Below are 1,963 nucleotides of genomic sequence, written 5' to 3'. Positions count from 1 at the left end.
GCGCGCCGCAAGGCCGCATGCACGGCCGCATCGGGCGTGTCCACGCCTTCGCGCAAGGCCTGCGCCACCGCCCACAACAGCGCCGCGAGGTTGCCGCTGTCGACCGTGGACACGTAGGCCGGCGCCAGTGTGTGCAGCGTTTGCGTCTCGATCCAGTTGTAGAGGTGGCCGCGGTGGCGCGGCAAGCGCTCCAGCGTGTCGAGCGTGCAGCTCAGCCGCTGCATCAGCTCGCCGCGGCCGATGAAGCCCAGGCGCCGCGCGCACACCGCCGAGAGCAAATACATGCCGATGTTGGTGGGCGAGGTGCGGTGCGCCAGCATCGCGGTGGGTTCGAGCTGCAGGTTGTCGGGCGGCAGGTGGTGGTCGTCCGCGCTCACGCTGCGCTCGAACAGCCGCCAGGTGTCGCGCGCCACCGCATGCAGCTCGTCCTGGTCGGTCGCGTCGAGCCGTGCGAGCACCGGACGCGGGCCGCTCGGCAGGCTGGCCAACCACAGCCACAGCGGCCCGAGCCCCCACAGCGTGCCCAGCGCCAGGCTCGCCACCACGAACGGAGACCCCGCCGCCAGCACGCTCGCGGTCCAGGCGAGCGCCAGCGCCGGGACGCCGGCATGGCGACGCAGGAACTGCCAGGCGCTCACGCTCGCGCTGGCCTCGGCCTGGGCGGCGGTCGTCCACTGCAGCAGGCGGCGCCGGCTCACCGCCATGCGCCAGAGCGCGCGTGCGATCGCGTCGACCTGCAGCGCCGCCGCATGCGGCAGGGTCGCAAAGCGCCACAGCGTGCCGGCCACGGTGCGCGCCACCTCGAGCGCCCCGCTGCCCAGGAAGTGACGCCAGCCGATGTGCAAGCGGCTCGGCACCAACGCGGTGAGTGTGCCGATCAGCGGGCCGAGGCCAAGCGCCGCGAGTACCAGCAGCAGCACCGCCAGTGGCGCCACGGCGCCGGTGGCCAAGGACGCCCACAGCAGCAGCAGCGAGGCCGGCGCGAGCAGCGAGCGGCGCAGGTTGTCGAGCATCTTCCACAGGTTGAGCGCGCCGACGCCACCGCGCGCGGCGCGCATGAAAAACGGCAGCAATTGCCAGTCGCCGCGCGTCCAGCGGTGGATGCGCGACGCGGCCACGTCGGGATGGCCGGGTTCGGTTTCGAACAGCGACACGTCGCTCACATAGGCCGCGCGCGCCCACAGGCCTTCGAGCAGGTCGTGACTGAGCAGCTGGCCCTCGGGCACACGCCCGCTCAGCGCCGCATGGACCGCGCCGACGTCGAGCAAACCCTTGCCGGTGAAGCTGCCCTGGCCGAACACGTCCTGGTAGACCTCGGAGCTGCCGCTGTTGTAGGCGTCGGTGCCCCAGGGGGCGGAGAACATCCAGCCGAACGCGGTGCGCTCGGCGGCGCTTGGAATGGGCCGCGCGATGTTGGGCTGCAGGATGCCGTAGCCGCCCGCGACGCGGCGCGTCACCGGGTCCAGGCGCGGGCGGTTCAGTGGATGCGCGGCGATGCCCACCAGCTCGCGCAAGGTGCCCGGCGGCATCTCGGTGTCGGCGTCGAGCGTGATCACGAAATGCATCGCGCCGGCCAGGCGGCTGGCCGCACCGAGCTCGATGAAAGGCGACGGCGCCGCGCCCGCCAACAACCCGATCAACTGCTCGAGCTTGCCGCGCTTGCGCTCCCAGCCGATCCAGCAGCGCTCGCTCTGGCTCCACTGGCGCTCGCGGTGCAGCAGCAAGAAGCGCGCTGAGCCGTCGACGCCGCCCGGGTGGCAGGCGCTCAGGCACTCCACCTGACGGCGCGCCTCTTCGATCAGCGCCTCGTCGGCCGCGCTATGGCGATCGGGTGCGTCCGCGCCATCGGAGAGCAGCGCGAACTGCACCTCGTGCTCGGGGTTGGCGAGGTAGTGCTGTTCGAGCCGCCGCACCAGCGCGCCGATGCCCGCCGCCGAGGTGATGAGGCACGGCACCACCACCA

Annotated in this window: 1 pseudogene; it reads right to left on the bottom strand. The window is 72.5% G+C overall.

What is annotated here, in order from left to right:
• Window positions 1–1,963, bottom strand: a pseudogene (locus RMO12_RS08300) (hypothetical protein); the annotation flags it as partial.

Source organism: Methylibium sp. (assembly GCF_031393925.1).
Taxonomy (GTDB): Bacteria; Pseudomonadota; Gammaproteobacteria; order Burkholderiales; family Burkholderiaceae_C; genus Methylibium.
This window is presented reverse-complemented; position numbering and strand designations above follow the sequence as displayed.